Here is a 5,865-nt window from a genome sequence, read left to right as displayed (position 1 = left end):
GCCCAGCTCGATCGCCTCCGTCAGCCCTGGGGTCGCCGCGACGTCCGGCTCGAGGCCGGGGGCGAGGACCAGGTCGGTGTAGCCGATGCGGGTGCCCGACGCGAGCGTCACCTCGCGGGCGTCGGTGTCCACGGCGACCGCGGGACTGGCCTCCCAGGTGGCTCCCTCCGGCACGACGTCCCGCATGGGGCGGGTGAGCCGGTCGAAGGGCGCCTGGCCACCCGCGACGAAGTTGAGCAGCGGGCGGTACAGGTGGTCCTGGTCGGGGGTGACGACGCAGACGTCGGGACACCCGAGCCGGCGCAGGCGCGCCGCCAGGGAGATCCCGGCGTTCCCTCCGCCGACGACGACGACGTCGTGCCACCTGGTCATGAGGTCTCCTGTCCTGTGGTGCTGGCGGGGCCGGGCCGCCCTGAGCAGCCCGGCCCCCGTCTCACGGGCGTCCCTACTCGCGGTGCAGCTTGTCCTGCACCGTGCCGGCGATCTTCTCGACGGCGTTGGGCAGGTCGGTGGTGCCGTAGAGCCGCGCGTCGGGCCGGGTGGGCGGCGGCATGGGTGCCGACGTCGTGGGGCCGTCGTGGTAGGTGTGCTCCCCCTTGCCGTCGATGGACGGGCCGGAGGCCCAGCCGCCGTCCTTGGCGTGCTCGCCGTCGGAGAAGTTGAGGTACTGGTAGGACACCTCGGTGTGCTCCTTCTTCTGCGGGAAGTTGCTCGGCGTGGGCAGCTCCTCGAGCCCGTCGGCCTTGAGCTCCTCGATGGCGCGGAGCCACTGGTTCTGGTGCATCGTGTCGCGGGCGAGGAGGAAGGCGAGCATGTCCCGGACGCCGGAGTCGTCGGTCATGTGGTAGAGCCGGGCCACCTGGATGCGGCCCTGCATCTCGGCGTTGGCGTTGGCCGTGAAGTCGGCGAGGAGGTTGCCGCTGGAGGTGATGTAGGAGCCCTGCCAGGGGTTGCCGTTCGAGTCGACCGGCCGCGCGCCGGCGCCGGCGACGATCGCGTGCTGGACGTCCATGCCGCCCACGACCGCCGCGACCGTGGGGTCGTCCTGGACGGCGTCCGTGGTGATGCCGATGGGGGCGTCCTCGAGGAGCTGGGCGATCATCGTCGCGAGCATCTCGACGTGGCCGAACTCCTCGGCGCCGATGCCGAAGACGAGGTCGCGGTACTTCCCGGGCAGGTGCATGTTCCAGCCCTGGAACGCGTACTGCATCGCGACGCTGATCTCGCCGTACTGCCCGCCCAGCACCTCCTGGAGCTTGCGGGCGTAGATCGCGTCCGGCTTGTCCGGTGTGGCCTTGAACTGCAGCTCTTGCTTGTGGAAGAACATCCTGCCTCCTCGTGAGTCCACCCGGCCGGCTGTGTGACCTGGGTCATGGCCATGCCCACTATCACGCCGTCGCCGGGGTCACGCACCTGGACGGCGACGCCAGCGCGACCGCGGCGACCACTGCCGCGAGCGGACGTAGGCCGGGTCGCGCACCAGGCGCACCCACGGGTACTGGCTCACGCCCGCGGGAAGGTGGTGCACGGGGTCGAAGCGCAGCGGCGGGTCCGGGTCGGGACCGACCGGCTGCGCCGTGGCGACGAGCCGGCCCACGGGCTCCCAGGGCCCTCGACCCCGGGCCGTGCTCAGCAGCCACGTCCGGGCGTCGGTGCCGGAGGCCGCGGGCGTGAGTCTCAGCTGGAGCGGTCCGGTCGGCGTGCGGACCGGCAGCAGCGTCGTCATCGGGCGCCGCTCGGTCCGGCCCGGGAGCAGGACGAAGCGCGTGAGAGGCCCGACGCCCGTCGTCGAGAGGAGCAGGTCGACCGTGCCCGACGTCTCCTCCAGGCGGACGGCCAGCCCGTGGACGTCCGGGAGCGGGGACGGCAGCCCCGCCGCGCGGGAGACACGGACGAGGCACCGGTGCTCGCCCGCCCGGTCGAGGAGAGGCACCTCCCAGGGCCGCTCGGTGCCCCACACCGTGAGGACCGCCTCGTGGACGGAGCCGCGCGGGTGCAGCGACTTCCCGCGCCGGAGGCGGCCGACCCCGCCGAGCAGGACGCCGATGAGCTGACCACCTGCGGCTGCGGCCGCTCGTGCGACGGGAACCGAGCGGGGGACGGGTAGCGCCATCGGGCCAGGATCGACGCCGTGGCCGCGGCGCGCACCCGCAACGCTCGGTTCGGAGAGGGAATCTTCACCGCGCGGCGACCGGGTGTGGAACGATTCGCGGTGATGGACCTCAGAAGCCGATTGAGCACGGCGACCGCTCGTGCGGCATCCCGCCTGGGGCGAGAGCCTGACACGAAGAGGCGGTGGGCCGCGCGTGCCCGCGCGCTCCTGTACGTCGGCGTCACGGGCCTGCTGGTCTGGGAGCTGTACATCAGCGAGGTCGACAACCTCCCGACCGGCCTCACGCTCGTCCAGGTGGCGGCCATCCTCGTCCTCTACGGACTGGGGCGGTGGCCAGTGGTCGCGGCGGCGCTCTCGATCCCGCTCGTCATGGCGGAGCTGCTCATCGGCGTCCACCCGTTCTCGCTCACGATTGTCGCGGCCGTCGTGACCGCAGGGGTACTCATCGCCGTCCGCCCGCGACCGATCGGCTACGTGTACGTCGTCGCCGTCATCACGATCCTCACCACGCTGCAGCGCACCGAGCTTCCGCTGGCGGACGTCGCGTCCTGGCTCACGGTGTTCTTCTTCCCCTGCCTCCTCGGCGAGGGTGTCCGTTTCATGGTCAACTCCGTCGACCGGATCCAGCGCACCTCAGCTGCACAGCTGACGCGCCAGCGCCGCGACCTCGCCCGGGAGCTCCACGACACCTCGATCCACGACATCACCTCGATCATCATGGCGCTCGAGCGGGCCAAGCTCACCGGCATCCAGGACCCCAAGGTGCTCGAGGAGATCGACCACGCGATCGCGATCGGTCGCCAGTCGGTCGTCAGCATGCGCGGTGTGCTCAAGATCCTGCGCACCGAGGACAACAGCAGCGACCGGCGGTCGGGCACGGAGAACGTCCCGGCCGCGATCGCCGCCGCCGCCCCCCACCCTCCAGCGCGCACTCGACGACGCCCGCGCTTCGCTCGAACGCGCGGGCCACTCGCTCCAGGTGCACGTCGAGGACCACGTGGACCTCCCGCTGCCGTTCTCGGTGCGTACCGCCCTCGTGCGCGTCATCCAGGAGTGCACGGCGAACATGGCCAAGTACGCCCGCCCCGGCGCGCCGTGCACCGTGATGATCGAGCGCACCGACGTCGAGACCCGGGCGCTGTTCCTCAACGACGCCCGCGAGGGCGCCGAGGCGGACAGCGCGCTCAGCTCGGGCGTGGGCCTCATCGGCGTGCGGGAGCGCGTCGAGGCGGTCGGGGGAAGCCTCGTCGTACGTCATCATGATGGGAGATGGATCATCCAGGCCTCCATCCCGACGATCAGCTCCATGAGCGAAGGACAGGTAGAGCGTGCCGCACAGCACTGAGGGTGCCGAGGGACCCACCGACAAGGCCACGATCCGCGTGCTCCTCGTGGACGACGACCCCATGGTCCTCACCACGCTCCAGAGCTACGTGGCGACGGCGGACGACATCGACGTCGTCGGGACCGGCGAGGACGGGTCGCAGGTGCGCGACCTCGTGCGCAAGCACGACCCGGACCTCGTCATCATGGACATCCAGATGCCCACGATGACCGGCATCGAGGCCACCGTCCAGCTCCGCAAGGAGTTCCCCCAGCTGCGGATCGTGCTCCTCACCACCTTCGACGAGGACGAGTTCCTCCTCGAGGCGCTCGACGCCGGGGCGGCCGGGTTCCTGCTCAAGAACACCAGCCCCCAGGACCTCGTCCAGTCGATCCGCCGCGCCCACAGCGGCAACCGGGTGGTCTCCCCCGGGCCGACGGACCGGCTCATCGACAACTACCTCCTGCGCACACCCAGCTCCTCCGAGGCCAGCGACATCGGCCTGTCCTCGCGCGAGCACGAGGTCCTCGAGCTCCTGTGCCGCGGCCGGTCCAACGGACAGATCGCCGAGGAGCTCTTCGTCGCCGAGACGACCGTCAAGACCCACGTCTCCTCGATCATGCGAAAGATGGGGGTCGGCTCACGGCTCGAGATCGTTGTGTACGCCTACGAACGCCGACTCGTCCGCTGATCGGCACGTGACCACAAATCGTCCTCCTGGTGGACTCTCTTCCTACTTTCGAAGGATGACTACCGCGACGTTGGGCGGGGACGATGTGGGAACCCTCCACCCTATTCTCAAGAGAATGAGGCCCTTGATGAAGCGCACCATCGTCCGCTCCGCGGCCGTCGCCCTCGCGGTCGTCGGTCTGTCCATGGCCCCCGCGGCTGCCTCCGTGCCCGGCAGCCACGAGCTCCCCGGCAGCGGAACCGTCGTGACGCAGCCCGTCGTCTCCACGCCGGGCGGCGGCGAGATCACCCCGCAGATCTCCTTCTGCGGCGCGGTCCCGTGGTGGCTCTGGTGCCGCATCTGAGTCGGTGACACCCCCATGACCGCGGAGCCGGCAGACCGGCTCCGCGGTCGTGCTGTGTGCCCCCTCCGCGTCACTCCAGCGGTGGCTCCGGGCGCCCGGGTACCCGGGCCAGCAGCGGGGACCAGGTGATCCGCGCCGTCGGTGCCGTCTCCTCCGCGGGCCGCCCGGGCTGGGCGACCGGCCTCTCCCCCAGCTCGACGACGAAGCGCACGACGGTCGTGACGACGATGACGACGACGACCGGCGCCGACGCCAGCAGCACGAGCCCGCTCGCCCCCAGCAGCCCCCCGAGACTGGCCGGCCGGAAGCGGGCTCGACCGTCGGCCCCCTGCTCGACGCTGGCGACACCGAGGGAGACGAGCAGGGCACCCAGCGCCGCCACGACGGCCACCAGCGCGATCGACGGCGCCGTCAACCAGCCGCCCAGGGCGAGCACCCCCACCCCCAGCAGGACGAGCCCCGCCACGACGAGCGGTACGACCACCGCCGGGCTGCCGAAGGTGCGCACCCCGGCCCACATGAGCCACTGCCGCACCGGGCCCGCACCGGTGGCCCGCAGGGTGGCGCGGAAGAGGGTGTCCGCCTCCCGGCGCAGGCGCCGTGCCCTGGTGGCCCGTGCGTCGCGGGCGGCCGCGTAGAGCATGTCGTGGAGCACGGCGGGCAGGGTCTGACGGCCGTAGCTGGCGATGACGCCCCACAGGACGGTGGGCACGGAGGCGAGGTCGGTGACGAAGCCGGCCGGCACGACGTGCTCGACGGCGGCACGCGTCCACGTGGGACCGGCCGCGTCGCGTCCGTCCGGAGGCAGGCGCGTGTACCCGAACTCCTCGAGGACCTCGAAGCGGGTGCGCCCGCGCTCGGGCAGCTGGCGCAGGTCCACGGTGGTGCACGAGCGCCACCGCCCCCCGGACTCCCTCACGAACGGCATCCCTCACCCCCTTCTCCCGCCGAGGCTACGGCCCGGGACCGACATCCACCCGGCGTCGCTACACTCCCGGACGTGAGCTTCTTCGAGTTCGTCGGTGCCTACTGGTGGCTGGTGTTCCCCCTCGGGGCGGCGTTCGGGGGCTCGGCCGGCGCCGTCGTCAAGAACGTGCGCAAGTGGGACGAGCGACGCCGCCGCGACCGGCTCGAGCTCGCCCGGATCAAGTACGGCGCTCGCGCCGCCGCGGCCGAGAAGGTCACCGCCACGCGGACCGAGGTCGAGCGCACGCTCGCCCGCCACGACGCCGTCAACGCCCGCTGGCTGCGGTACGAGCTCGACGTCGCCGCACTCATCGACTACCCGCTCATCACCGACATGCGGGAACCGCTCACGGTCGACTTCCACCGGGCGCGGCGCGACGCCGAGGCCGCCCGGCCCGACGACCCCGACCAGCTGCTCACCGAGCCCG

Annotated in this window: 8 protein-coding genes and 1 pseudogene; 4 read left to right on the top strand and 5 right to left on the bottom strand. The window is 71.9% G+C overall.

Annotation, left to right across the window (positions count from 1 at the left end; genetic code table 11):
- The 4 genes from DSZ44_RS17905 to DSZ44_RS18930 all read right to left on the bottom strand — a co-directional run.
- On the bottom strand, positions 1 to 372 hold a 372-nt coding region (locus tag DSZ44_RS17905), incomplete at its 3' end, for an FAD-dependent oxidoreductase (RefSeq protein WP_146237611.1).
- Positions 373 to 445: 73 nt separating this feature from the next.
- Positions 446 to 1,327 carry a manganese catalase gene (locus DSZ44_RS17900; RefSeq protein WP_110853988.1) on the bottom strand — a complete coding sequence of 294 codons (882 nt, stop codon included), beginning with the start codon at positions 1,325 to 1,327 and terminating at the stop codon, positions 446 to 448.
- A gap of 78 nt (positions 1,328 to 1,405) precedes the next feature.
- Entirely contained in the window at positions 1,406 to 2,113 is a 708-nt protein-coding gene (locus DSZ44_RS17895; RefSeq protein ID WP_110853987.1) for a hypothetical protein, read from the bottom strand.
- A gap of 470 nt (positions 2,114 to 2,583) precedes the next feature.
- Positions 2,584 to 2,931 carry a hypothetical protein gene (locus tag DSZ44_RS18930; protein WP_258369719.1) on the bottom strand — a complete coding sequence of 116 codons (348 nt, stop codon included), beginning with the start codon at positions 2,929 to 2,931 and terminating at the stop codon, positions 2,584 to 2,586.
- Here DSZ44_RS18930 and DSZ44_RS19060 point away from each other — a divergent pair.
- From DSZ44_RS19060 to DSZ44_RS17880, 3 genes are all read left to right on the top strand, one after another.
- Positions 2,831 to 3,376, top strand: coding sequence for a hypothetical protein (locus DSZ44_RS19060; RefSeq protein WP_373681266.1), 546 nt, complete (start codon positions 2,831 to 2,833; stop codon positions 3,374 to 3,376). The genes DSZ44_RS18930 and DSZ44_RS19060 overlap by 101 nt on opposite strands.
- Positions 3,377 to 3,441: 65 nt before the next feature.
- Positions 3,442 to 4,128 (top strand): response regulator, encoded by a 687-nt coding sequence (locus DSZ44_RS17885; protein WP_110853985.1) that lies wholly within the window; start codon positions 3,442 to 3,444, stop codon positions 4,126 to 4,128.
- Positions 4,129 to 4,255: 127 nt separating this feature from the next.
- On the top strand, positions 4,256 to 4,471 hold the full coding sequence (locus DSZ44_RS17880) for a hypothetical protein (RefSeq protein WP_110853984.1): 216 nt from the start codon (positions 4,256 to 4,258) through the stop codon (positions 4,469 to 4,471).
- A gap of 70 nt (positions 4,472 to 4,541) precedes the next feature.
- On the opposite strand, the gene DSZ44_RS17875 is transcribed toward DSZ44_RS17880, so the two are convergent.
- Positions 4,542 to 5,399, bottom strand: coding sequence for a DUF1353 domain-containing protein (locus tag DSZ44_RS17875; protein ID WP_110853983.1), 858 nt, complete (start codon positions 5,397 to 5,399; stop codon positions 4,542 to 4,544).
- A 72-nt stretch (positions 5,400 to 5,471) separates the two neighbouring features.
- On the opposite strand from DSZ44_RS17875, the pseudogene DSZ44_RS17870 reads away from it, so the two are divergent.
- Positions 5,472 to 5,865 (top strand): annotated as a pseudogene (locus tag DSZ44_RS17870) (hypothetical protein); the annotation flags it as partial.

The organism is Georgenia satyanarayanai (assembly GCF_900116375.1).
GTDB classification, from domain to species: Bacteria; Actinomycetota; Actinomycetes; order Actinomycetales; family Actinomycetaceae; genus Oceanitalea; species Oceanitalea nanhaiensis.
The sequence above is the reverse complement of the archived record's forward strand: the minus strand, read 5'-3'. Positions and strand labels throughout refer to the sequence as shown.

Coding starts and splice junctions, on each gene's coding strand:
- DSZ44_RS17900 (WP_110853988.1), bottom strand. CDS start 1,327: ATGTTCTTCCACAAGCAAGAGCTGCAGTTCAAGGCCACACCGGACAAG.
- DSZ44_RS17895 (WP_110853987.1), bottom strand. CDS start 2,113: ATGGCGCTACCCGTCCCCCGCTCGGTTCCCGTCGCACGAGCGGCCGCA.
- DSZ44_RS19060 (WP_373681266.1), top strand. CDS start 2,831: ATGGCGCTCGAGCGGGCCAAGCTCACCGGCATCCAGGACCCCAAGGTG.
- DSZ44_RS18930 (WP_258369719.1), bottom strand. CDS start 2,931: ATGCTGACGACCGACTGGCGACCGATCGCGATCGCGTGGTCGATCTCC.
- DSZ44_RS17880 (WP_110853984.1), top strand. CDS start 4,256: ATGAAGCGCACCATCGTCCGCTCCGCGGCCGTCGCCCTCGCGGTCGTC.
- DSZ44_RS17875 (WP_110853983.1), bottom strand. CDS start 5,399: ATGCCGTTCGTGAGGGAGTCCGGGGGGCGGTGGCGCTCGTGCACCACC.